22 protein-coding genes are annotated in these 23,894 nt (G+C 64.9%); 12 read left to right on the plus strand and 10 right to left on the minus strand.

From position 1 onward, the window contains the following. Positions 1-50: 50 nt before the first annotated feature. A complete protein-coding gene (locus OC446_RS18330; protein WP_262030463.1) occupies positions 51-3,701 on the minus strand; it encodes a DEAD/DEAH box helicase in 3,651 nt (1,216 codons plus the stop codon). Positions 3,702-4,580: 879 nt separating this feature from the next. On the opposite strand from OC446_RS18330, the gene OC446_RS18335 reads away from it, so the two are divergent. Together OC446_RS18335 and OC446_RS18340 are read left to right on the plus strand one after the other, a co-directional pair. Further along, positions 4,581-5,363, plus strand: a complete 783-nt coding sequence (locus OC446_RS18335) for a Crp/Fnr family transcriptional regulator (RefSeq protein ID WP_262030464.1) — start codon at positions 4,581-4,583, stop codon at positions 5,361-5,363. Between the two features lie 72 nt (positions 5,364-5,435). Next, the gene (locus OC446_RS18340) at positions 5,436-6,959 is read left to right on the plus strand and encodes a sensor histidine kinase (protein WP_262030465.1); all 1,524 of its coding nucleotides are present in this window, start codon (positions 5,436-5,438) and stop codon (positions 6,957-6,959) included. Here the strand turns inward: OC446_RS18340 and OC446_RS18345 are convergent. Further along, complete coding sequence (locus tag OC446_RS18345; protein ID WP_262030466.1) at positions 6,949-7,755, minus strand: Crp/Fnr family transcriptional regulator; 807 nt, start codon at positions 7,753-7,755, stop codon at positions 6,949-6,951. The two genes, OC446_RS18340 and OC446_RS18345, sit on opposite strands and share 11 nt — an antisense overlap. A gap of 39 nt (positions 7,756-7,794) precedes the next feature. On the opposite strand from OC446_RS18345, the gene OC446_RS18350 reads away from it, so the two are divergent. The 4 genes from OC446_RS18350 to OC446_RS18365 all read left to right on the plus strand — a co-directional run bounded on the left by OC446_RS18350 (position 7,795) and on the right by OC446_RS18365 (position 12,080). Further along, complete coding sequence (locus OC446_RS18350; protein WP_262030467.1) at positions 7,795-7,920, plus strand: hypothetical protein; 126 nt, start codon at positions 7,795-7,797, stop codon at positions 7,918-7,920. Between the two features lie 388 nt (positions 7,921-8,308). Beyond that, positions 8,309-9,526: a hypothetical protein gene (locus OC446_RS18355; RefSeq protein WP_262030468.1), complete on the plus strand. Its 1,218-nt coding sequence runs from the start codon at positions 8,309-8,311 to the stop codon at positions 9,524-9,526. Beyond that, positions 9,523-10,059, plus strand: coding sequence for a hypothetical protein (locus tag OC446_RS18360; RefSeq protein ID WP_262030469.1), 537 nt, complete (start codon positions 9,523-9,525; stop codon positions 10,057-10,059). Before OC446_RS18355 ends, OC446_RS18360 begins: the two co-directional genes overlap by 4 nt. Further along, a complete protein-coding gene (locus tag OC446_RS18365; protein ID WP_262030470.1) occupies positions 10,056-12,080 on the plus strand; it encodes an AAA family ATPase in 2,025 nt (674 codons plus the stop codon). Before OC446_RS18360 ends, OC446_RS18365 begins: the two co-directional genes overlap by 4 nt. 77 nt (positions 12,081-12,157) lie before the next feature. On the opposite strand, the gene OC446_RS18370 is transcribed toward OC446_RS18365, so the two are convergent. Beyond that, entirely contained in the window at positions 12,158-12,697 is a 540-nt protein-coding gene (locus tag OC446_RS18370; protein ID WP_262030471.1) for a hypothetical protein, read from the minus strand. A gap of 92 nt (positions 12,698-12,789) precedes the next feature. Next, positions 12,790-13,596 (minus strand): GGDEF domain-containing protein, encoded by an 807-nt coding sequence (locus OC446_RS18375; RefSeq protein WP_262030472.1) that lies wholly within the window; start codon positions 13,594-13,596, stop codon positions 12,790-12,792. Positions 13,597-13,832: 236 nt separating this feature from the next. On the opposite strand from OC446_RS18375, the gene OC446_RS18380 reads away from it, so the two are divergent. From OC446_RS18380 to OC446_RS18390, 3 genes are read left to right on the plus strand one after another with little or no spacing between them, the layout of a single operon-like run. Continuing rightward, positions 13,833-14,063, plus strand: coding sequence for a type II toxin-antitoxin system ParD family antitoxin (locus OC446_RS18380; protein ID WP_262030473.1), 231 nt, complete (start codon positions 13,833-13,835; stop codon positions 14,061-14,063). Beyond that, entirely contained in the window at positions 14,041-15,840 is a 1,800-nt protein-coding gene (locus tag OC446_RS18385; protein WP_262030474.1) for a PAS domain S-box protein, read from the plus strand. The genes OC446_RS18380 and OC446_RS18385 overlap by 23 nt, the downstream gene beginning before the upstream one ends. 39 nt (positions 15,841-15,879) lie before the next feature. Further along, positions 15,880-16,257, plus strand: a complete 378-nt coding sequence (locus OC446_RS18390; RefSeq protein ID WP_410055093.1) for a response regulator — start codon at positions 15,880-15,882, stop codon at positions 16,255-16,257. A gap of 33 nt (positions 16,258-16,290) precedes the next feature. Here OC446_RS18390 and OC446_RS18395 read toward each other — a convergent pair whose 3' ends face one another. Next, on the minus strand, positions 16,291-16,491 hold the full coding sequence (locus OC446_RS18395) for a NepR family anti-sigma factor (RefSeq protein ID WP_262030476.1): 201 nt from the start codon (positions 16,489-16,491) through the stop codon (positions 16,291-16,293). A 237-nt stretch (positions 16,492-16,728) separates the two neighbouring features. Between OC446_RS18395 and OC446_RS18400 the strand changes: the two genes are divergently transcribed. Then, complete coding sequence (locus OC446_RS18400; protein WP_262030477.1) at positions 16,729-16,935, plus strand: GcrA family cell cycle regulator; 207 nt, start codon at positions 16,729-16,731, stop codon at positions 16,933-16,935. Between the two features lie 121 nt (positions 16,936-17,056). Here OC446_RS18400 and OC446_RS18405 read toward each other — a convergent pair whose 3' ends face one another. The 3 genes from OC446_RS18405 to pyrF are packed head-to-tail and all read right to left on the minus strand — an operon-like array spanning position 17,057 to position 20,245. Next, entirely contained in the window at positions 17,057-17,863 is an 807-nt protein-coding gene (locus OC446_RS18405) for an inositol monophosphatase family protein (RefSeq protein ID WP_262030478.1), read from the minus strand. Positions 17,864-17,901: 38 nt separating this feature from the next. Beyond that, a complete protein-coding gene (locus tag OC446_RS18410; RefSeq protein ID WP_262030479.1) occupies positions 17,902-19,260 on the minus strand; it encodes a metallophosphoesterase family protein in 1,359 nt (452 codons plus the stop codon). Positions 19,261-19,294: 34 nt separating this feature from the next. Then, positions 19,295-20,245 carry an orotidine-5'-phosphate decarboxylase gene (gene pyrF, locus OC446_RS18415; RefSeq protein ID WP_262030480.1) on the minus strand — a complete coding sequence of 317 codons (951 nt, stop codon included), beginning with the start codon at positions 20,243-20,245 and terminating at the stop codon, positions 19,295-19,297. 106 nt (positions 20,246-20,351) lie between these two features. Between pyrF and OC446_RS18420 the strand changes: the two genes are divergently transcribed. Together OC446_RS18420 and OC446_RS18425 are read left to right on the plus strand one after the other, a co-directional pair. Beyond that, complete coding sequence (locus tag OC446_RS18420; RefSeq protein WP_262030481.1) at positions 20,352-21,251, plus strand: LysR substrate-binding domain-containing protein; 900 nt, start codon at positions 20,352-20,354, stop codon at positions 21,249-21,251. A 136-nt stretch (positions 21,252-21,387) separates the two neighbouring features. Beyond that, the gene (locus tag OC446_RS18425) at positions 21,388-21,675 is read left to right on the plus strand and encodes a hypothetical protein (protein ID WP_262030482.1); all 288 of its coding nucleotides are present in this window, start codon (positions 21,388-21,390) and stop codon (positions 21,673-21,675) included. A 19-nt stretch (positions 21,676-21,694) separates the two neighbouring features. Here the strand turns inward: OC446_RS18425 and istB are convergent, their stop codons facing one another. Beyond that, complete coding sequence (gene istB, locus OC446_RS18430; protein WP_262030483.1) at positions 21,695-22,504, minus strand: IS21-like element helper ATPase IstB; 810 nt, start codon at positions 22,502-22,504, stop codon at positions 21,695-21,697. Beyond that, on the minus strand, positions 22,501-23,894 hold a 1,394-nt coding region (gene istA, locus OC446_RS18435; RefSeq protein ID WP_262030484.1), incomplete at its 5' end, for an IS21 family transposase. The genes istB and istA, both read right to left, overlap by 4 nt.

Below are 23,894 nucleotides of genomic sequence, written 5' to 3' on the forward strand. Positions count from 1 at the left end.
GTTGCCCTTCTTCGAGGCCCCATGTCCCCGGGCAGGGAGCGCCGCGCTCATCATGACACACGCACCCGCGGCAGAAGCTGCGCCATCTCGCTGAAGTTCGGGATCCCCGACCAGGCGCCGTATGAACCGACCACGTAGAGGTTCTGCTTCGCGCGCGTGACGGCGACGTTGAGGATGTTGGGACCGGAGCCGGCCCATCTCCTCGCGCCATGCTGGCCCGCGTTCGGAGCGCCGAGCAGGAGGATCACCGTCTCGGCCTCGCGGCCCTGGAAGGTATGGATCGTCCCGACGCGGTCCCTTGCCCACTCGTCAGGTTGCGCCTGAAACGCCGAGAAGACGTCCCGCTCCCGTTCCAGCCGCCGGCGCATCTCCTGCTCGACGATCTTGAACGGCGTGATCACGAAGATGTCCGGCGAGGTGATGCCGGCTGCGGCGACCGCTCTCAGCATCCGGACGACGATCTCGCCCTCGTCGGGACACCACTTGGTCTCCGCCGTCCCGTCGATGTCGAACCAGGAGGACTGGCCCAGCAGCCTTCCGACAGGCCCGGGATCCTTCGGTTTCGGGGCATGCACCATCTCGCCGGCATAGGCGATCTGGTTGGAGATCCCGAACATGGGATCCTGGCAGCGGCGATGCACCAGCAGCGGCACTCCGACAGTCCGCCTGCCCTGGTCCGACCTGAACGACGCCTTCGTCTTGGAGGCCTTGTCCGCAAGCGTCTGCGCGGAGGCGATCGGCGCCGCCCATTCGGCCATGTCGACCTTGAAGAACGTGCAGATCTCGGCAGTGAGGCGGTCGGGCAGCGAGACCACTGGCGGGATCTGGAGCGGATCCCCGACGACGATGGACCGCTTCGCCCGCATGATCGCTCCGACGGCAGCCTGCGGCAGCGCCTGACCGGCCTCGTCGATCAGAAGCCAACCAAGGCTTCCTGGCTTCAGGTCGCCGAGCATCCGGTCGACGGACGCGAACGTGGTCGACACGACCGGGATGACCATGAAGAGCGTGGACCACAGGTCGCCCAGCAGCGCCTTCTTCTCCTCCTCCGGGAACGCCCCCGCCGTGAAGGCGCTCATCAGGGCACCCAGGTTATGCTGCACCTTCTGGGCCGAGGCGTCGACGAACGCCTTCTGAACGTCCAGGGCGGCCATGAAGAGTTCCTCGCGCTTGCGCTGGAGGGTGTCGGGCAGCCACGGAGCCGTCAGATGGATCTTCTCGTGATCGCCGCCGAAGAAGCCTGGGTCGATGAGCCTGTCCCCAATCTCCGCCCGGCCTTTGTCGACCGCTTGGCGTAGCCGGGATACGAGATCCCTTTGGCCTGTTAGGTCCTTCGCCGAGGCCGAGACCCTGCTGGCCAAGGCGTCGGAGGCGGCACGGGCGTCGACCCTCGCCCTCTCTGCTGCCGCCGCCCTTCCCTGGGCTTCCTTCGTACGGTCGGCAAGTTCCTTCGCCTCCCTCGACCACTCCTTCCAGCTGGCGGTGCCGAACAGGCGTGCGAAGAATCCGGGGCGCAACAAGGCATGGCTTGCCTGGGCGATCTCCTGGCGCCTGGCGTCATCGGCCAGCTCCGCGTGTTCGGAGGTTCGCGCATCGAGGGCACGTCTGGCGTCGGCACCCTGCTGCTCAAGCGCTGCGTGCTGCTCCTCGAGCTTGGCGAACTTGTCGCGCTCTCCGGGCAGGCGCTGGCAGGTAGCCCGCAGCTCCTCCAGGCTCTTGAGTTCGGCCTCGATCTCCCGCATCAGTGCCTTGAACCGGGACCTAGCCTTGCGCCAGCGCGCAGCGGCCGCATCTCCCGATGCCGGCTGCTCCCGGACGACCACCTCGGGCGTGCGCCGTTCGATCACCCGTTCCGTAACGGGATCCTTGATCTCGCGGACGACAGACCCTCCCTTGGCCGCCTTGAGATAGACGCGGAAGCCGAACTCCTCGTCCCACCAGAACTTCTGCTGGAAGGCGGCCCGGTTCTTCGCGTTGCCGAGCACGGCGGCGATCAGGCCCCAGGTTTCGACGGCCTTGATGTCAGCGTCCACATCGTCGTCATCGAGCCCGACGGAGTTCGCGAGGCGGTCGCTGATCGAGCGGAAGTAGGCGACCTCGGTTGGCCGGCCGAACTCCTTCTTCAGAGGCAGCTCGCGGCTAACGTTCTCGACGGCTTTGTTGTTGCTCGACGCGACCAGGATCTCGTGCCCCTTGAGGCTGGGATCGAGCCGGTAGAGGTGGAGGAAGGCGTTGCCTCCGACCGATATCTTCTGTCCCGAGCTGGTGAAGGCTGAAGCCGGATCATCGAACCGCACCATGGCGGCGGCGCGGTCGACGACGCAGCTCGCGACCAAGTCGCGCAGCAGCGTTGTCTTTCCGGTGCCGGGCGGACCGTTGACACCCATGATGCCACCGCCGCCTCCAAGCTCGGAGCGAGCCAAGTTCACGGCAGCCTGCTGGAGCAGCACGAGCGGGTGACCACCCTGTGACGGCCAGCGCGCCGGAGGCATCTGGGCCGGAGCAACCGCGGGCTCGATGAGCGTCAGGTCGGCGAGGACGTCCTCGGTCTTGCCGGGATGCTCCATGCCGAGATAGCGCCGCAGGCCAGGACCGGCGTTGCCGTTGCCGACGAGTTCGGACGCCCTGGCGAGGTCTGCCAGGAAGAAGGAGTTCAGGAGCGAGGCTTCCGGCGGCGTCTTGGACTTGTAGTAATGGTAGACCCGCAGGGCGAATGTCGGCTTCTCGACGAGGTGTGCGGGTAGCCGGAACTGCGCGACGAGCCAATCGTGCGCCCGCCGGACGGTGGCCATGTCCAGCGGCAGTGGCTTCCCGTTAGAGTCCTTCCGCCGCACGATCTGGTCGACGCGGTCGAGCAGGGTCCGTTCGACCCGCGGCCATGCCCCTAGCCCTCCGAGGTTGAGCTTCAGGGCATGCGGCAGGGCCCATGCGAAGGAGGACACGGCGATGGCATTGTCCTCAAGAACGAAACCGGCCTTGTCCACCAGCACGGCTGCGATCGCTGCCTTCTCTCGCTCCCGGCGGCTGCGCTCCTCGTCGGTCCCGAAGGCCTTCATGAGCTCGTCGGTCGCACGGTCCATCGCGATCGCCCCGAGGACCACCTGATAGTAGAGCTTCTTGTTGGGACGCGAGCGCTCGCCCGCCCCCCATGGCACCTGCCCAGCGGCGAGGTCGGCAACACACCGGCGGTCGCCGGCAGCCAGATCCTCCGGCTTCCGGTAGGTCTGGGGCGACAGGGCTTCCAACGCCGTCCATGCGGCGAGCAGGGCACGCGGCTCGTCAGGGCCCGGGGGGCTCGGGAACGTGGGCAGCGTACCCAGGTCCTCGGTCGGGGGAGCTGACTGCTGCCTTGGAGCCTCTCGCGGTTCCACCGGCCTGTGGGAACGCGGTTCGTCAGCTGGCGGCTCAGGGGCCGGTCGAGGTGGAAAGGGCAGGACGGTGGCGGTCGGCGACGGCTCCGGTGCAGCCCTCCCGGTCGCCGGGCACTGCGATCCGCCGGCACCCACGGCCTGAGCATCGGCTCGCCTGAGATGCAGCAGGGCTTCCCCGACTTCGGCTGCCAGATCCCGGGCCTTGGGCCGGTCGCGGTGCTTCAGTTCCTCGGCGAGCGCCTCCAGGACGGCGCGGTTGTCGCGGGAAGCCTCAAACAGAGCTGTGAGCTCAGTAGTCCCCTTATTGAAGTACGGACGTTGCCCCGACATGCAGCACTCGATCTCATATGGCTCTTGAACAGCCTTTTCTGAGATGTCAGCTGCGAAGCTCCGCGTGTCAATTCCGCCTTAGGTGTGGCTGATTATCCAGGACGCAGGTGGTCAGCGCCCAACGCCTTTGCGGATCTCCTCATAAGCCCGACGCACTGTCCCCTGCCCGGAAATCCGTTCCAAGCGATGGGCGGCGAGGTGCCACCGAGGAATCATCCTGAAGCGCTCGGAGGGCGATGTTGGCGGCCATGTGAGACGTCAGCCGTCCGACGACTACGATCACCTCCGTTCGGCCCGTCCTCCGCTGCAGGTCCTCGCAGCCCCGCGCCCTCGGCCAGGTCCCTCCTGCCCATCGACGAGGTGCACGATGAGGCGGTCGAGCTCCGTGCCGGACGGGCATGGCTGACTGGAAGGGACCTGCCGGCCATGGCGCCGTTTAAGAAGGTGGTCGTCGCCTTGGCCAAGAAGATTGCCTGAAGCAAGTCTTATGAGCCAGGAAGCAAGGGAGCTGCCACGCCGGCGGAAGCATTGGCTGCCCGTTTAGACATGTTTGCCCTGTGGAGCGTCCGGGCGGCACGCAAACGACGGGGTCATGTCTCGCCAGAGTGGACGGGACGGCCGGAACCAGACCATCGGCCTCGCACGCGATCCATCGCTTGCAGCGAACCCAATTCAGTCGCGCCTGTTCAGGCCGCCTGCTTTGGCTTCAGTTTGGAAGCCGTTTCACGGGATCCTCAAGAGTGCCTCGAAAATAATGCAAAGCTAAGTCGAGGACTCGACAGACAAAAAGTCTGATTTCTGACAACCTGATTTTTGCACCCTGCTGGTCCGCCCAAGGACAACCCTCAGATTGTCCGGACTGCAGGCTGGGGAAATTTCATGAAACCAAATCGGACGCTCAACGCCGATGCCGATACAGCCGTGGCCAGGCATATGGTGACCAATCGCCTCCTGGTGTCGCTCAGTCCGAGCGATCGCGCTCTGCTCGAACCGCATCTCGAAGCCGTCACTCTGTACCAGGGAGAGATCCTCTTCGATCCGGGCGATGAAGTCACTCGGACTTACTTCCCGGGCGGCAGCACGATGGTCTCGCTCATCGTCCTCATGCACTCGGGACGAGGCGCGGAAGCGGCCACAATTGGGCGCGAGGGGGCGGTCGGGGGTATCGTCTCGTCAGGCCACAAGCCAGCCTTCACGCGCGCCGAAGTCCAGATCCCCGGTCCGGCGCTGCGCATCGAGACGACGCGCCTCGAAGAAGCCAAAGTGCGGTCCTCGACGTTGCGCGACCTGTTCAGCCGGTATGCGGACGCGCTGCTGGCGCAGATCATTCAATCCGTGGCCTGCAATGCCCTGCACTCATTGGAGGCGCGGTGCTGCCGCTGGCTGCTGACGACCCAGGATCGCGTGAACAGCAGCGAAATCCCGCTGACCCAAGAAGCCCTCGCTGAGATGCTTGGCGTGCAGCGCACCACGATCACGGGGGTTGCCAGAGCATTACGCGCCCGTGGGCTGATCCGCTATGCCCGCGGCCAGATCATTGTCATGGATCGGACCCGCCTGCAGGAAGCGTCCTGTGAGTGCTATGCGGCCGTCAACCAGCACTTCAACCGCGTCCTGCCCGAGGTCCGGCCGCAGGGCATTATCACGGCGACCGATCTGTGAGCACGCAGTCAAACCGCCGATCAAACACGAAGACGGTGGCCGAGCGCTCGTTTCATAGGCGGCACACTCGTCATGAACGATGAATGCCTGGGTGCGTCGCCCCAGCCGAAGGATGGCGGCACAGGAGTTATTCCAGGGCAACAGGAGAATCCTGCTGCCGGACACGAGCATCTGCTCGCGCTCGCGCTCAAGGCAAGAGACCTCGGCCTGTGGTGGATTGACCTTGAGAACGACCAGTTCCACGGCGATGCGATCTGCCGCCGTCTTCTGCTTGGTGCGGATGACAGTCCGGGGCCTGACTGGCCGATGAGCATGGCGGCCTTTCTGGCGCTCCTGCATCCGGACGACCGTGCGCTGACGCGCACCCGCCTGCAACGAACCTTCGAGGCTGGATATGGCTCCCGGTACGTCGACGAGTTCCGGGTCCTCCGGCCCAGCGACGGAGCCCCAGTCTGGATCGCCGCGACCGGCATGGTTGACCGACCGCCGGATGGCAAGCCTCATGGCCGCTCAAGCCCCCTCCGCCTTGTTGGCACGCTTCAGGACATGACGAGGGACGATCCGGGCATCGCGGGAGTTCTGGAGGGCGAAGCGCGCCTCAAAGCCATCCTCAACACCATGCCCCAAATGGTCTGGTCGGCGCGGCCGGACGGCTACCACGACTATTACAACGACCGCTGGTACGAGTTCACCGGCACGCCCTACGGATCAACCGACGGGGACGCCTGGAGCGGGATGTTTCATCCCGACGACCAGAACAGGGCGTGGGAGCGCTGGCGGCATTCACTCGCCACCGGGGAGCCCTACGAGGTCGACTACAGGCTGCGCCGTCACGACGGCGAGTATCGCTGGACCTTGGGCCGAGCACTGCCGATCCGGCGGTCTGACGGATCGGTCGAGCGATGGTTCGGGACCTGTACGGACGTCCACGACCTGAAATCGTCGGAAGAACAACGGGAGCTGATCGGTCGCGAGCTGTCCCACCGGATCAAGAACATCTTCGCGGTCGTCTCGAGCCTCGTGACCCTTACGTCGCGCGGCGACGATGCTGCCAAGCCGTTCGCAAGTGAGTTCCTGCAGCGGCTGAACGGCCTTGCGCAAGCCCACGAGTACATTCAACCGCATACCCCGTGGTTCGAAGTCGAGCCGACGCGGCGGACGGTACTGCACCTTCTGGCAATTCTCATTCGTCCGTACGCTCAGGAGCAGGCTGCCCCCCCTGAGCCGTCGAACAGCCCCCATGATCGTCGCGTGGCTGTCGCGGGCGATGATGCTCCTGTCGGAGTCAGCGCAGGTACGGCTCTCGCTCTCATCGTGCATGAACTTGCCACCAACGCCATCAAGTATGGCAGCCTCTCACAACCCGACGGTCGCGTGACGATCACGGGGGAAAGCCTTGCCGGGACCGAATACCGTCTGACCTGGCAGGAGCGGAACGGACCAGCGGTTGAGGGGCCTCCCACACGGCAGGGCTTTGGGACAAGGCTGGCGCAGAAAAGTGCGACCTCCCAGCTGGGAGCCGTCATGGAGCAGGATTGGTCCCGGGATGGTCTTACCGTGCGGTTGACGATGCAGACCGACACCCTCAGTCGGTGACCGAAGGCACGATCGCATCATAGATCCGGCGCACGGTGCCGTAGCAAGAGCACGACGCAGCCTCGAGCCCCGGCCGGTCGAGCACTGTCATCCGCCCGTGGTCAACCCGCAACAAGCCATTCTCCTGGAACTTCGCGGCAACCGCGCTGACGCTCTGACGCCGGACGCCAAGCGTGATGGCAAGGAAGGCTTGGGACAGATCGATCGTGTCGGCGCCGTGTGCCCGGTCATGGGCGACGAGCACCCAGCGGGCGCAGCGGGCCGACAGCGGGTGCAGCCCGTTGCAGGCCGCCGTCTGGATGGCCTGCTTGAGAAGCACCTTGCAGTATCTCAATAGGAGGTCCCTGAGTGGGGCATACGTCCAGGACAAAGCCAGGAGCCCATCAATCGGAACCCGGGTCGCGGTGCCCGGAACCTGGACATCGGCGCGGCTGAGAGCCCGGTGATCTCCGCCGAGAACGGCCCAGAAGCCGAGGTAACCTTCGGCTCCTATGGTCAGCGTGCCGGCTCCTCGACGGTCGCCCATGTCCGAGACAAGGGCGATGACGCCGCTGTGGGGGAACAGCACCTCACGGACCGGCTCTCCAATCTCCTGGAGGACGCGCCCGCGGGCGAGAGGAACAATGCTGGCTTGTTCGGTCAGGGCCGTCAGTACATCTTGGGGCAGGATGGCGAGGAGGCGGTTCTGCCGGTGTAGCCTGTCGGACGATGGATCTCGGCTTGGAAGGGGCACAGGCTTGACATTCACGCTGGTTGCGGCTTCCGCGAACAACGCGCGACGCCGCAACGGGTTCATGGCCCATCACCACTGGCGCCGCCGCGCGAGGGCTACTCAATGGGGGGCACGCGCGACCGCCTGCGCAAAGGGCCGAAGGAGACCATCGACATGATGCCCGCCGAGCTGCCTGAGCAGCGCGCCGAAGCGCCCGTCATCCGGATCGCGACGCGGGATTTCAGATGAGGCTTGCTTGGCATCGACAGATTGGGTGCAACCAACATCGTGCTGTGGCCCAGAGTTATCACATTGAAGCGATATTCTGGTCTCATTCAGTCCTTGCACGCATCCAAGCCATGAAACTTTGCCCTCTGCCACAGGGCGCGACCGTTTACCCCTAACGGGCGCGGCCTCACCATGACTAAAAGCCTCGTTGCCCAAACCCGCCGGATCCGGATAAGCAAAGCACGACTTCCGCGACCAAGCACTGCCCGCTAGGGTGTTTCCAGGTTAATTATCCTACATGCAGCCAACCTCAATCCAAGAAGGCGTTTCTGCCGCCTTCGATTCCTTGCTTGGCGACCGCCTTGCAATCCTCTGTGGTGCAGGGCTCTCTATGGCGGAGCCAAGCTCCTTGCCGAGTGCGGCAACGCTGGCGAGGGAGGCCAAACGCAAGTATGACGCGCAGTATGGCGCTACCCGAGATCCGCTACCACCCGGCATTGAGGACCAGGCGGAGTTCTTCTTCCGCCGCGGTGAGCTTGCGACGGTCTATCTCCGCAACCTGATCGACCCGAACGCTTTCGCCGGGCACCCCAATTCCGGCCATCACGCGGTCGCCGACCTGCTCCTTGTCCGAGGGCTTCGGATCGCCGTCACGACCAATGTCGACTGCATGATCGAAGCGGCCGGACACATGCTTTTTGGTCAGATCGGCATGGGCATAGATGGCGTCAGCGTCGCCAGGCTTCCGCCCGTATCCTCGCCTCTCCTAAAAATTCACGGCTGCCGAACCTGCGATCCCGACAATACGGTCTGGGCTCCCGGCCAGATCGATGCCGACCCTGTGGCGCAGCGCATCGCCTCAAGCGAGAAGTGGCTGAGCGCCAACCTTCTCGACCGGGACCTCCTCGTCGTCGGGTACTGGAGCGATTGGGACTATCTCAACGCCGTGCTGGAACGCACGCTAGGGGCTGCCCGCCCGTCAAAGGTCATCGTCGTCGACCCTGCAGACAGCGCTGCATTTCCCGAAAAGGCCCCCTCACTTTACGCCCTGGGCCAGAGGGCAGCGGCCGGCTTCCATCATGTCAGGGCGTCAGGGGCAGAGTTCCTCGACCGCCTGCGGCTGGATTTCTCGAGATCGTTCGTGCGCCGTGTCCTGTTCTCGGGCCGAGACGAGTTCGAGGTTGAGACCGGCAGCTTGGCCGAACCCGCATGGTTCGAGCTCCCGGACGCCGACAACGATACATTATGGCAGATGCGCCGGGACCTGGAAGGGCGCAAACCACGCGAGCCATCTCGCGAAACCGTTCCTCCGGAAGAGGCGCTGCTTGGGCTTATCCTGTTGAAGCTGAGGGCTGGCGGCGCAGTCCCTGACGGGCCATACTGGCGCTTGAACGGCCGCCTGATCCGGGTCCTGCGTACGCCCAACCAGCCGCTCCACCGAGTAAAGGCTGACTTCGAGCGAGAGACGGCACCGTCCGTAGCGCCAGATATCGTCATTGCCGTGGGTGCCGAGGCTTACCCGCTCCCGTCCGATATCGTCCGAGGCGCGACGACGCCGACCATCACGCGGGGGAGCTCGAGCCGCTGGCTCACCCGACCTGAAGCCGTCCAGGAGTTGGGCCTATGATCGACATCACATCGGCCAGCGCCGAAATCCTGTCGGAGGCCGGCTTCTCCACGGACATCATCGACCTGGGCGAGCGAACCGGACTTGCGTTCGAGAGCGACACCGTCCTCGGGTTCCTCATCGCTTATGACGGCCCAGAGGACCTATTGGCCGCTTGGGACAAGGATGCCGAGCGGGCTGTCGCGTCCCAACAGTTCGGCCTCCGCCGCGCAGGCCAAAAGGCATGGAATACCTACATGGTCCTGCTCGCCAGACGGGATGCCGACTTTGCCGGCGCGACGACCCTGGGAGCGATCGAGGAGGACCTCGTAGGCACGCGTAAGATCGCACGGGCCGGCATTGCCGACATGTCGGATCTGCGGGCTGCCCTCCTGCCGCTGCTCCCGCTTCAAGCCGCCCCCATGCTCGAGGCCGTCAACATGCCCGACGAGATCCGCGAGCGCACGACCGAGCTGCCTGTGCGCGCAATCGAAGCCTTCTTCTCGAACGCCGACGAAGCCGCGATCATTCAAGTCCTAGAGGAGGCACCGTGAAGCTCGCCTATGTCGACCTTTGCGGCTTCCGCGGGTACCGGAAGCCGATCCGCATCGAGTTTGCCGAACGGTTCACCATTATCGACGGCCGAAACGGCGTCGGAAAGAGCACGATATTCGATGCGATCGAATTCGCGCTGACCGGCACCCTGAGCAAGTACAACGACGCGAAGGCTGCCGGCCAGTCCGTGGCGGACTACATCTGGTGGACTGGCAAGGGACCGTCCCCGGACGATCGGTACGTCGACGTCGGTTTCCGGAGCGGGGATGAGGAGATCAACATCCGCCGCACGCAGTTCGGGGAGCCCGATCCCGCGCAGCTGGAGAAGGTTGCCGCAAGACTCTGCGACTCCGCTCTCGCCCCCCAATCGCCGTTGAAGCAACTCTGCTCAACCTCGATCATTCGGGACGAGCACATCGCCAGCCTCAGCCTCGACCTCAAGGAAACGGAGCGATACGCGCTCCTGCGCGAGGCGCTCGGAGCCAACGACGCGGACGAGTGGATCACGAAGGCTTCGCAGCTTTTGGCCGCGTCAAAGCGCAGAACGACTGCGGCGCAACAGGAAGTCACCGCGGCAAACAACGCCGTCGCGCTCACCGCCCGTCGGATCGATGAAGTCCGCGCAGGCCTCGTCGCAGACGAGGTCATGTCCGAGGCAGTTGCGCGGCTACGACTGTTCGCTGACACGCAAGCGTCGCCAGACAAACTCGCGGGTCCAGTCCGCGAGCGCCTTGCCGCCGCCGTCGCACGCATCGACGCGCTTGAAAGCCTCGCCTCCCGGTGGGAGGCGGCCCGCGAACAACGCCTGCGCCTGCCAGACCTCGCCAAATCCCGGCAGGAGGCAGAGGACGCCAGCGACGACGCCGCAGAGGCGTTGAAGACTGTGTCACAGAAGCCTGCAACAGCGTCTGCATCTGCCCTGGCCGCGCAAGCTCGCGACTTGATCGGCCTGATTTCGCTCGGCCGCAAAGTCGGCCTCCAGGGCGGATGCTGCCCGCTGTGCGCGAAAGGCCAGCCGCACGAGGACTTTGAGAACGGCATAGCGGTCGCCGAAGCACTCGCGCGACGGCTGGACGACCAAGCCGCTGAGGAGGCGAAGCGCGAGCAGGCAATCGAGGCGGCCAAGAGCGCTCTTGCGACCGCTCAAGCGAATGCAGCGGCGTGCTATGCCGCCTATCGCAAGGTGGAGGACTTCCTCAAGACGTTCGACAACGACCTCAAGCTGAATGGCTTGGCGGAAGGACCGACACTCGACGAAATCAAGAACCGTCAATCCGAGCTCCGGACATCAATCGAGGCCGCTCGCAAGGACCTGCGCATTCTTGAGACGCTCCGCCTCAGCGGCGAACTTGAGAGGGCCCAACATGCCGAGGCCGAAGCCAAACAGATCCTCACGCGGACCCAGGAACGGGCCGGTCAAGCACGGCGGGCTGAGGCCGTAGCGTCCGCCATCCATGATGCGGCCCGAAGGGCAGCCAGCGAAACCCTCGATCGGCGGCTTGATCGGGTTCTTCCGCTCATGGCGGAGTTCTACCGTCGACTGCGTCCGCATCCGGTCTGGCGCGACATCGAATACTCCATCCGAGGCGACGTGAAGCGTTTCCTGAAGCTCCAAGTCGGCGAGAACCTCAATCCGCAGTTTCTCTTCTCCAGCGGGCAACGAAGGGCGACCGGCTTGGCATTCCTGCTATCCATCAACGTCTCGCTGGCATGGAGCCGGTGGCGCACGATCCTGCTCGACGACCCAGTCCCGCATGTCGACGACTTCCGCACCGTCCATCTGGCGGAGGTCGCCGCCCAGCTGGTGGCGGAGGGGCGCCAGATCATCTGTGCGGTCGAAGATGCAGCGCTTGCGGACCTCCTTTGCCGACGGCTGCCGGTCGACCGGCTCGGCGGTGCCAAACGCGTCACTCTCGGCACGGATTCGGACGGTGCGCTCGCGAAACTGAACGAGCGTGACCTTTCGCCAATGATACGCCGGGCACTTGTCAGCCAGCCGGAACGCTCTGTGGCAGGATAGCAAATGCAACGATCCTGGGAGTAGCTTGCAACCTGCATCAGTGATTCAAATTCGGTCACGGATGCCGCCGCGTTCGATCAAACGACTAGGCCGACGACAGTGCCGTTGCGGTTAACCAGTGCGATTTTGATACCGGCCCGACTGACGAGCGGGCGTTCCCGCCAGACCTCAGCCAGCCGGCGGAAAAAAAGCGTGTCCGGCACCGCGACGACCGCAATGTCGTCGGCGGAAACGTCGAACAGGAGCGTCTGGCCAAGCGCCGTCGTGAGCAGCGAGTGCTCTGCGCGTCCGGCCTTGTGGACCAGGGGTCCGTTCGTGCATTCCGCGATGATCCGGCGGCCGTCGACCGTCGCGACCACATCACCTTCGCCCGGCCGCGAGTGCACCCGGATCGTCTTGTCACCGCGCCGGTAAGCGCCGGTCCAGGCGTTCCGGCCGAGCTGCGGCTCTTTGATCGGCTCCCATCCAGTGACCGCCATGAAGCGGCCGATATCAAAGGTAACGGTCTCGCGGACCTTTGTGCTGGCAGCGTCGATCGCGACGCTGGCCATCGCACCGGAGCCAGGAAGCGACAGGATGAACTCGGCGAGCCGCAGGGCCACTTCGGCTTCCAGCATGCGGCCGACTGGCAATCCGAGCTCTGACGAAGCTTGGTCACTCATTCCGTTCGGCAATGGCTTGTTCCGTCTTATCGCCGCACCGAGCGCTTCTATGCCATGCTCGGGTGATCAGCTTGCTGATCGGCTGGAAGAGCCTCCCTGGCCCGAGCCGACAGCTCGATCCGGTTCCGGCCAGAACGCTTGGCGAGGTACAGTGCCTCGTCGGCCTCCGAGTACAGCCGCTCGAACGGCTCCGACTGATCCCGGATGGCAACGCCGGCTGACATCGTGATCCGGACCGCGCCGCCGGGCGTGACAAACGGTGTGGTCTCGATCGCCCGCAACAGGTCACGGAGCGCGGGAATGATCTGGTCGAGCGAGGCGTTCGAGGAAATAAGAGCAAACTCCTCCCCACCGAGGCGTCCTACTAGCCCGTGGCTGGCCAGACGTTGGGTCATGATCCGACCGACAGCCCGGAGCACGGCATCGCCGGCCCGATGGCCATAGGTGTCGTTCACGGCCTTGAAGCGGTCGATGTCCGCGATGACCAGCACCATCGTCCGTGAAGTTGGAGCCTCGCTGGCCTCCATCAGGGCGCGTCGGTTGGGGAGCCCCGTGAGGGGATCAGTGCGGCTGAGATCCTCCAAGGCGTCCTTAGCGCGCTGCAACTCCCATTGCGCGCGAGCGAACATTGTGGCGACTGGCGTTGCGATCACGGTCACGGCGACGACCGTCACGGCCCACGACCTGAGGGCAGTTGTCCACGTGGAGAAGAACAGGAGTTGCTGGGTGATATCGATCGCAAGGGCGACAACGAGGCTGAACACGGTCACGAAGACGACGTAGCGAACGAGATCACGCCGGCTGGCAATCGTGGGTCTCGTCAGGCGGGTCAGGAAAGATCGGACAGGGGGCATTGTTCTCTGCTCGGTGGGCCCCGCCTGTTACCATGCCTAGGTTAATTTCCCAGGCAGGGGTGGTATCGCATCGGACTTCTCGCCTCCGTTCAGGCCTTCGCCTCTAATGCAATTCACCTGGTGAAGCGGCTGAGCATGCTGCCTGTGACCGGGGATGAGGCCCTGCGACAATTCTGCACCCACCGGGCTGTAGCAGTCTTTGACACAGGACTGCCGGTATGGCCATGGTTTGTTCCATGCCGATTCGCAAATCCATGAATGTCTCGCTCACCCCTGAACTCGAACGCTTCGTCGCCGGGCGTGTCGCCTCGGGCCGCTACCAGAACAACAGCGAGGTCGTCCGCGCGGCACTGAGGCTGCTGCAGGTCCAGGAGAGTAAGGACGTCGTCGGGATCGACGGCGCCGAACCACAACCATCCAAAGCTCCGTCATCCGTGAACCCCAATGCCGACCCGTTTGCTTCGTAAGCTGCTCCAATCGGACCGCGAGCGCTTCCTTGAGAGCCTGCTTGAGAGCGCGACCGACTACGCCATCATCACCCTCGATCTCGACGGCTGCATCACCAGCTGGAACAGCGGAGCCGAGCAGGTGCTGGGCTGGTCCGAGGCCGAGGTGCTGGGGCAGAACGCCAGCCTGTTCTTCACCCCTGAGGATCAGGATGCGGAAGTTCCGGCCCAGGAGATGGCAATCGCCCGCGATTATGGCCGGGCGTCTGACGAGCGCTGGCACGTCAGAAAGGGCGGCGAGCGCTTCTGGGCCAATGGCTCCCTGATGCCACTCGTCGACGAAGCCAGTGGCGTGATCGAAGGCTACCTCAAGATCCTGCGCGACCGCACCGAGCAGAGGCTGGCCGAGGAGAAGACCCGCCAGAGCGAAGCCTTCCTACGCGGCGTACTGGAGAGTTCGGGCGACACGATCACAGTCCTCGATCTCGCGGGCCAGATCGAGTTCATGAATGAGGCTGGGCTGCGGGGAATGGAGGCCGAAGACGCCGAGGCCATCCGGAGCCTCCTCTGGGCAAGCCTCTGGGAGGGAGACGGGGCCGCCGCAGCTGGGGAAGCCATGTCGGCCGCCATGACTGGCGGCACCGGGCGCTTCAGCGGCTTGGCCAAGACCCTGAAGGGCACGCCGCGCTGGTGGGACGTGCAGGTCACGCCGATCGCTGGTTCCGACGGCCGGCCGGACAGGCTGCTGGCGATCTCACGGGACGTGACGGATCACAGGCAGGCCGAAGCCACCTTGCGCGAGACGGTCGAGCGCTACAGCCTCGTCACCCGCGCCACCAACGACGCCATCTGGGACTGGGACCTCGTGCGCAACCATGTCCAGTGGAATGAAGCCCTCTACACCGCCTATGGCTACACTCCCCACGAGATCGAGCCGAGTGGCGAATGGTGGTTCGCTCACATTCATCCTGATGACCGTCAAAGGGTTGAGGACGACATTCGCTCGGCGATCGCAGGGGGCGGCGAAGAATGGAGCCATGAGTATCGCTTCCGGTGTGCTTCCGGCCACTACGCGACCGTGTATGACCGCGGGTACATGGTGCGGGATGCGGCAGGGCGTCCGGTACGCATGATCGGCGCGATGCTCGACATCACTGCCCGCAAGCGGGCGGAGCAGGAATTGGAGATGGTCCATCACGAGCTTGGCCACCGGCTCAAGAACGTGCTGACGATGGTCCAAGCAATCGCCTCCCACACCCTGCGCAACGCTCCGTCCATGGAGGTCGCCCGCGAGACCCTCGCGGCGCGGCTGGTCGCGCTGGGCAAGGCCCAGGACCTGCTCATCACCAAGAGTTCGGAGGAGGCCGAGATCGGAACGCTGGCCCACGCGGTGCTCGAGGCTCACCGCGCTTCGGAGCCGGAGCGCTTGCGCATCCGAGGCCCGCGCGTGCGCCTCAGCCCGCAAGCGGCCTTGTCCCTGGCCCTGATCCTGCACGAGCTCGCCACCAATGCTGTCAAATACGGGGCGTTGTCCAATGAGCAGGGTTATGTCGACTTGGTCTGGACAGTGACTGAGACCACGCCGGCGTGCTTGGCCTTGCGCTGGTCGGAACACGGCGGTCCGAGGGTGGCCGAGCCCCAGCGCAATGGATTTGGCTCGCGCCTGATCACCCGCGGCCTGGCGGGCGACATCGGCGGCGACGTGACGCTCAGCTACGAGCCCGCCGGCGTGGTGTGCACCATCACGGCTCCGCTTGACAGTCTAGCCGCCTCCTCCGTTCAGGAGACCGCCGCATGAGCATGGAACCTTCCCGCAGGGATAGGCTTTGTGCGGGTCATGACTGAGACTGACCCTGCCCCGCGCTTCGTCCTTGTCGTCGAGGACGAGCCGATTATCCGCATGAATGCGGTCGACATGCTGGAAGAAGCTGGATTCGAGGTTCTGGAGGCTGGCAACGCCGATGTGGCCCTCAAGCTTCTGGAAACCCGCGCACATGAAATCGCGGCGCTGTTTACGGACATTCACATGCCAGGCTCGATGGATGGTATGGCCCTGGTTGCCTTGGTCGCCGAACGTTGGCCGCACATCCGGCCTTTCGTCACGTCAGGGCACACAACACTTCGGAATACCGACATCCCTGATCATGGCCGCTTCCTGGCCAAGCCCTATCGTTCGGCGCAGCTCACCGCAGTTGTCGGCGAGGCGTTTGGATAGGCGTGCGCAAGCCATCCGGGTCGTGGATCAGATTCATACGTCGTTGGCCGAAAAGGATCTCCGGTCGGCGTCATTGAGCTTGGCGATCAGGGGAAGGAACCGCTCAGGCGGCGGCTCCTTGAGATAGCTCTTGTAAAGCTTTCGCAAGGCGACACCCAGCATATGGATGCTCTCGCGCTGCGAGAACGTCAGGGGCGCGGGGATGGAACGTCCACGGTTGTTTGTCTCCGACATGGCGACTCGCTGTGCAATTCACTCGGGCTCGTGAGAGGCGAACACGCCCAATGACGAACCGGTTCCCACGGCAAGACTCGCAGCATTGCAGGCTTTCGATTCCAGTCGGGCTTCACTGGCGGACCTTCTCGTCGTCGCGGTCGCTGAACCCTCGGAGGAGCGCGTCGAAGCCCCTGCCATCTGGACTGCGACGAGGGACTTCCGTTGATCCGCCCCGCCGTGCCATAGGTGCCCGTCATGCAAGAGCCCGACCCAAAACAACGCACGAAGCTCATCAAGCTCGGAACGCGGCAGTGCCGCTACATCGTCTCGGAGGACCTTCGCAGCGCCGTCTGGTGCGGAGGCCCAACGCCCGAAGGATCGAGTTGGTGCGACTGGCACCGCAGGCTCGTCTACGTCCCGGCACAGCCCCTGAAGATCCGGCGCGAGGCGCTGGCGTCGTGAGCCGGACGGGTCGTGCGGGCCGCTCGATTCCAGGCCGGAGCGTGCAAGTGACAGTTTATGCGCGGTACCTTGAAAAGCCCTGATCCCTCCTGAAAGGTCCCGCTCAATCAGCTCACCCGCCTCAGCGTTTCAGGAGCGTGCTCCGGACGACATCCCAGACCTCGCGGTTCTGGCCAACGAGCAGGCCGGGGCGTTGGTCCGAGGGCCGGTACTCCGATCCGTCGAGGCGGGCGACATGCCCTCCGGCCTCTTCGACGAGGAACGCGCCGGGGGCATGATCCCAGGGCAGGAGACGCCAGAACATCAGGAAGTTCTGAGAGCCCCGGATGATCGAGGGATAGTCGACGCCGGCGCACTTGGCTCCTGGCAGCACGTCAGCGAGCCCGGACGATCGTACCGCTACCTGCTCCTTGAGCTCCTCCGGCAGGAACCGCGTGAGCACGGAGCCGCGGCATTCCGAGGCGGACAGGGATGCCGTCGGCGTACGAACCCGCACGCCGTCGATGAAGGCTCCATCGCCGCGGGAAGCGACCGACAGCTGGCCGCTGACCGGGTCCAGCAGCCACGAGGCCGTCGTCCGGCCATCTTGCAGGAGCGCGACCATCACAGAGAAGGCAGTCGAGCCTGCCACGAAGTTGGCGGTCCCGTCGAGCGGGTCGACCAGCCAGACACGACCTTCGTCGAGCCCGTCCATCAGCGACGGATTCTCGGCGACGGCCTCCTCGCCAACGACGCGGGATCCAGGCAGAAGCGCCGCCAGCCCGGGGCTGATGATCTGCTCGGCCTCGCGATCGGCGACCGTGACGACCTCGCCAGGTGTCTTCTCCTCAACGTCGCCTTCCAGCAGCTTCCGGTAGCGCGGCAGGATGGCCTCGGCAGCGGCGTGCCGCAGGATCGTCGCCACCTCGTCCATGACGTCTGAGCGCATTGAAGTATCCTTCGTGCCGTCACCAACTCGCCGAACCTTTAGCCGACGGCGAACGAAACCGTCAGCTCCGGTCCGGCGAAAGGCCGGTCCTCGCCGCCATGCTGCCCATGCCCGACGCTCCACCGGTCCGGCCAAAGCAGCGTCTCCAGCCCTGTCGGGGATGCCGCCGATAGCGAGGTCCATCGCTCCTCATCCCAAGGCCGATACAGGACACCGCCCGGTCCCATATCGGGGCCTATGGCGAGATGAATGTCGAAGTCCTGGCCGGCCGGAATGCTGGGACCGATCCAGTAGTGCGGGCTCCGGCCCGGCTCTCGTCCCATGATCAGGGTGAGGGTTTGCCCCGGTCCCTGCAGCCCGATCCAGACCGGGGCGATGCTTCCGGGCGAAAAAGCGGAGAGAAAGGTCTGCGCTGAACTGACGGTGTCGGCTGCCGTTCGGCCCCGGAAGCGGAACTCGACTCTGCGGCACTGGCCAAGTCGTCCGGTGAGGGGTGGCTCTCCCTCGCCTCTGGCAAGGTCCCGCCAGCGATCGCCGGAGAGCGGTGCCATGGGCCACTCCAGGCGCTCACGCGCGATCCCGTCCGTGTCGAGGACCTGATAGCGCAAACCGCGATCATCGAGAGCCGCCTGGACGCAGTGGAGATACTCGACGCCTTCGGGCATGCGATGGGCCGTTCCCGCTCCTGCGGTGCAGATCTGGAGCACGCCCCGGTGCACCTGCACGTCGAAGGCTAGGATGTGGCTGCACAGGTAGGCGAGCACGTTCGCCTCCACCAGGATGTCCCAGAAGCGGCTGGCGTGCTCTGGCCCGATCTCGCGTTGGTAGGGACCCGAGAAGCCGTTGACGGGAAAGACGGGATGGTGGCCCAGAACCATCTTGTGCCGGGCGTCCGCGTGCTGGCGCAGCACGCTCTCAAGCCACGCGGTCTCGACGTGGCCCTCCCCGCCCAACCCGGTCCAGAGGGTATGGACGAAGACCAGCAGCAGGTCGCCCCGACGGACCCAGTAGGACAGCCCCTCCTGCCCGGACGGTCCGTTCCGGGGCAGGTCAAGCACCTCGCGGAACACGTCCTCGCTCATCACGTCGTAGGCTGTATGATTTCCGGTGGTGTGCCAGAGCGGGATGGCGCGGTGGTCGAGCCAGCTCATCTCATGGTCGAGCCAGTGCCGCCATTGCGCCCGCAGCGCGTCAGCGTCTGCCGTGAGGCCGATGATCTCGTCGCCCGGGAAGAGGATGAACTCCGGCTGCGGCTGGAGCCGCTGGATCACTGCGTTGACGGAGGCGAAGGTCGCCTCATGCGGAGCACCGCGCACGCCGGAGCAGGCGTCGCCATAAAGGACGAACTGGTGGCCTGGCGTGCGCGGCAGGAGAGCCGGGATTTCATCCATTGGCATCGCCTCTATTCTCCTGACACGGAAGTGAACCCCGTCATACGCGATGATTTGAAAGCCGTCCTTGCTGGCGCGAACAGCCGGGCAACTGTTCATCCACGAACAACCGCTTGCGCGCATGCCCTCGCGACGCCGCCAGGGAAGACCCGGCATCCCACGCTGACCAAGCCGCCTCGCGGTAACGCTCGATCGCATCGCGCAGGGCGACAGGACTTGGACCGTGGCGAAGGATCGCGCGAGATACCGAAGGGAGGACCCGTCCTTGTGCGCTGCGAAACTTAGGACCCACCTCCGCCATTTGAGCTCCCTGCGCTCCGACGCCGGGTGCGAGGATCAGAGATTGCGGCAGACGATCGATGATAGCCGTCGCCGCCGGGTCAATCGTTGCACCAACCACGGCGCCCAGCACACCGATGCCGGCCCCATGGGTCGCGTTGAAGGCGGTGATGTCGTCGGCCAGGGCTTCCGCCACGGTGCGGCCATCCGAATGACGAGCATCCTGGAGCAGACGCCCTTCCGGGTTCGAGGAATACACCACCACGAACACGCCCGCCCCCACGGTAATCGCGCGGTTGAACACCGGGAGCAGCGCTCCGAAGCCGAGATAGGCGCTGACCGTCACTGCGTCCCCTCCGAAGCCGCTCCCAGCGCCGAGCATGGCGGCCGCATAACCCGTCATCGTTCCGGCGACGTCGCCTCGCTTGGCGTCGATCAGGCAGAGCGAACCCTGGCTTCGGATCTGCGCCGTCACGACAGCGAGTTCCTTCAAGCCTTCAGGACCAAGGCGTTCGAAGAACCCCATCTGTGGTTTGACGACCGCGACAAGGTCGCCCGCCGCCTCCAAGACGCGTCCGCAGAACCTGCGCAGACCCTCGACATCATTCTCGAGCCCCCACATCGTCAGCGTGTCCTCCGACGGGTCAAGGCCCAAGCAGAGCGGCGATCGATGAGTGGCGAGATCGGTAAAGCGTTCAACAAAGCTGGCCATGAACCGAGTTCCCCTGATGAGACGGCGCGCATGATCACGAGTTCTATTGTCCTTGCCGGTGGCCCGGCAATCGATTAAGCCGCCTCAGGCTGTGAGCTGGAGTCACATGGGCAGACGTCGCCTTCCTTCGCTGAAAGGTCTGCAGGCTTTCGAGGCGTTCGCCCGGGCCGGTTCGATGGTGCGCGCGGCCGAGGAACTGTCCGTGACGCATGGCGCCGTGAGTCGTCAGATCAAGGCACTCGAACAACAGTTAGGCGCCAAACTGCTGACAGGGCCGCGGCACAACCTCTCTTTGACACCGGCGGGGCGTGAACTCGCCGCCAGTCTTTCAGCGGCGTTCGACCAGATCTCCGCGGGCCTGCCCGGAGCCGCCGCGCGCGAGGAACTCGTCATCTCGTCACCTGGCACCTTCGCGATGAAGTGGCTCATCCCGCGCTTGGCGCATTTTGTCGAGGCGAACCCGGAGGTTCAGGTCAGGATCCTTGAAGACAGCGGACCGCCGGAGTTCGGCCGGGGCGGCGTTCAGGCCGCAATCCGGCTGCACAGGAGTGCCGCCCCGCCTGGGGTACAAGCGACGCCCTTTCTCGACCATGCATATGGCCCTGTGTTGTCGCCGGCCCTTTTTGAGACAGCAAGGGACGCGCCGATGCAGATCCTTCGCCTGCCGCGGCTGCATAGCGAGACCTTCCCCCAGGGGTGGGACCAATGGGCCGTAGATGCTGGCCTCAAACTCCCGCCGCCATCAGCTGAGCGTTCCTTCGAGCACAACTCCTATATGCTGGAAGCGGTCGCAAGCGGCCTTGGTGTTGCAGTGACGGCTTGGGCCTTCGCGCAGGCCGACATCGAAAATGGCCGGCTGATCGCGCCATGGGGCTTCAAGCCTCTTGCGAGCCGCTTCACCTACCTACGTCCCTCACTTGCCAGTCATCCCGCGGCGGAGCGGTTTGGGACTTGGCTTGTGGCGGAGGGGCGTCGTGCAAATCAGCCACCGGCGCCATTGTTCTAGGGTCTGCCAAGGCCTTATTGTAAAGGTGAGCGAGCTCGTAACGGGATCTTAGCGTAGCGGCCTGTTGGGCGTCCGAGCAAAGACCTCGCCATGCCATTCCCGGCCAATACTGCCCGCCGGCATCTGGCGGCTGTGAATGGGCGTGCCCGTCACCAAGGCCGAGCCGGTCGAGGGCGAGAACCTGCTCTGTTCCTTCCTCACCTCGGAACCTCACGCCGTCGTCGCGCCGGCCCACTCGAATGCGATGCCGGTGACCCTCACGACCCCGGAGGAGTACGCGACCTGGCTCACCGCGCCGGTCGAGGAGGCGCTCAATATAGCGCGACAATCTGGATGGAGAGCGCGACGATCAGGATCGGGTGATTGGCTGTCGCGGCAGGACGATGATTGTCGCGCCGCGACAGAGATGCAAGCGCTTTCTTGATTGTCGTTGCGAGCGTCAATCAGGATGAGGTTTTGATTGTCGCGCGGGTCGGCGGACGGCCTGGACCGCGTTTACGCTCAATGGCGGCTCTGCGGCGATAGCTCTCGACATTCATCTCGAAGATGGTGGCATGGTGCACCAAGCGATCCACCGCGGCGAGCGTCATCGCTTGATCCGGAAAGATCTTTCCCCATTCGCCGAAGGGCTGATTGGCCGTTATCAAGAGCGAGCGACGCTCGTACCGGGCGCCGATGAGTTCAAAGATGACGCTGGTCTCTGCCTGATCCTTGCTGACATAGGCAAGGTCATCGAGGATCAGCAGGTGGTACTTGTCGAGTTTGGCAATCGCCGCCTCCAACTGCAGATCCCGCCGCGCGCTCTGCAGCTTCTGCACCAGATCGGTGGTGCGGGTGAACAGCACCCGCCAGCCGTTCTCCACCAGGGCCAGGCCCAGAGCCGCTGCCAGGTGTGATTTGCCCCCGCCCGGCGGGCCGAACATCAAAAGATTGGCGCCCTTCTCGAGCCAGCTGTCCCCGGCCGCCAGCGCCATCACCTGCGCCTTGCTGATCATCGGCACCGCCTCGAAGTCGAAGCTGTCGAGGGTCTTGCCGGGCGGCAGCCGGGCCTCGTCGAGATGGCGCTGGATGCGCCGGCTGGCACGCTCGGCCATCTCGTGTTCGGCCAGGGCCGCCAGGAAGCGGGCCGCCGGCCAGCCCTCCTTGTCGGCGCGGGCGGCAAAGTCCGGCCAGATCGTCTTGATCGCCGGCAGCCGCAGGTCGTTGAGCGCCAGGGTCAGGCGACCGGCATCAATGGCATCAGGGCTCGTCATGCGACCTCTCCCTGATCCACGCGGGCAAGCTCCTCGTAGGCACTGAGCGGCACATGAGAGACCACAATATCAGGCACCGCACCGGCATCCGGACTGAAGAGCACGCGCAAGCTCTTGAGATCCGGCAGCCGCCCGGACGCGAGATCCTCGTCGAGGCGCGCGGCGAGTTCGGCCTCGCAGGCGCGCTCGTGCGCTAAGGCGAGCAGATCGACCATAGTACGGCAGGCGGTTCGGGCCGGCAGCTTCTTGATCATCACCTCGAACGCACGGGCATAGGCTTGCCGGGGAAAGAGCTGGTCACGGTAGACCAGCCCCATCAGGGCCATGGGCTTGCGCCGCAGCGAGTGGATCACGTGCCGGTAATCGACCACATGACCGTGCCGGCCGTTGGAATGAGCCCGCCCGCGCGGCAGCGTCATCTGGTGTGTGCCGCCGAGATAGACCTCGAGGCGATCGTCATACAGCCTCACGCGCAGCCGGTGGCCGATCAAGCGCGAGGGCACGCTGTAGAACACCTTGCGCAGGACGAAGCCGCTGGTCGAGGTCACCGTGACGATGGCGTCCTCGTAATCGGCGGTGCGTCGATCCGGCAACTCCTGAAGGGCAGCGCGCTCGACCTCGATACGCGCGATATTGCGGGCATTGCGGCGCCCGATGATCTCATCAATGAGGCGGCGGTAGGCACAAAGATCGGTGAAGTCGCGTGAGCCGCGCAGCAGCAGGGCATCCTCGATCCCCTTCTTGAGATGACCGTGCACGCTCTCGATGGAGCCGTTCTCGTGGGCGATGCCGGTGTTGTTGCGGCTCGGCTCCATACCGTAATGGGTGCACAGGGCATCATAGCGCCGGGTCAGGTCCTCGCGAGCGTCGCGATCCAGGTTGCGGAAGGCGGCCGAGAGACTGTCGCTGCGGTGTTCACGGGGAGCGCCACCCAAGGCCCAGAGGGCATTCTGCAGCCCCTCGGCGAGTGCGACATAGCTTTCGCCGCCGAGCACCACGTGGGCATGCTCGAAGCCGGAATAGGCAAGCCGGAAGTGATAGAGCCGGTGCTCGAGCGGCTGGCCGGCCACCGTGACGGCCAGATCGGCCATGTCGGTGAAGTCGGACAGGCCCATGCGTCCGGGCTCGTGCACCTGACGGAAGATGACCTCCTGCTCGGGACCGTGCAGGGCACGCCAGGCGCGGACGCGGCGCTCCAAAGTGCGGCGAATGCCGGTGCCGAGCTCGGGATGGCGGCGGATGATCTCCTCGAAGAGGGCTACGGGGCGCAGGCTCGGGGCGGCTTGGAGCAGCGGGACAATCTCGCTGTCCCAGACATCTGCGAGCGGGTCGGGACGCCGGCGCCCGCGCGGAACCTTCTTCTGGGAGGGCAGCCGCGGGTCCTTGTCGA

This window comes from Microvirga sp. Mcv34 (genome assembly GCF_024519725.1).
Classification (GTDB): domain Bacteria; phylum Pseudomonadota; class Alphaproteobacteria; order Rhizobiales; family Beijerinckiaceae; genus Microvirga.